The organism is Inquilinus limosus MP06, assembly GCF_000767795.1.
GTDB classification, from domain to species: domain Bacteria; phylum Pseudomonadota; class Alphaproteobacteria; order DSM-16000; family Inquilinaceae; genus Inquilinus; species Inquilinus limosus_E.
Map to the genome: position 1 here is coordinate 1 of NZ_JANX01001146.1, position 544 is coordinate 544.

At 72.1% G+C, this 544-nt stretch carries 1 protein-coding gene; it reads left to right on the top strand.

Annotation, left to right across the window (positions count from 1 at the left end; genetic code table 11):
• Positions 1–544, top strand: a 544-nt coding sequence (locus P409_RS35700; RefSeq protein ID WP_034849938.1) for a PBSX family phage terminase large subunit, incomplete at both ends; no start/stop codon positions are given.

The following is a 544-nucleotide window of genomic DNA, read 5'->3' on the forward strand; positions in this document are numbered from 1 at the left end:
CGTCCTGCCGCCGCTGAAGTTGCCGCGCAAGTTCAAGGGCCTGGCGAAGCCGTCGCGCTACAAGGCCGTGCATGGCGGCCGCGGCTCCGGCAAGTCGCATGTCTTCGCCGAGCTCTTGGTGCGGCGCTGCGTCGACGCCGCGCCGCTCAGGGCCGTGTGCATCCGCGAGGTGCAGCGCTCGCTCGACCAGTCGGTCAAGCGGCTGCTGGAGGACAAGATCCGGGCGCTCGGCCTCGGCCCCGCCTTCACCGTCCAGGCCGACCGCATCCTCGCGCCCGAGGGCGGCCGCATCATCTTCCAGGGCATGCAGACCCACACGGCCGAGAGCATCAAGTCGCTCGAGGGCTACGACATCGCCTGGGTCGAGGAGGCGCAGTCCCTGTCCCGGCGCAGCCTGGACCTGCTGCGCCCCACCATCCGCAAGCCGGGGTCGGAGCTGTGGTTCTCCTGGAACCCGACCCGGCCGGAGGACCCGGTGGACCAGCTGTTCCGCGCCGGCCGGGCGCCGCCGCGCAGCACCGTGATCCAGGCCAACTGGACCGCC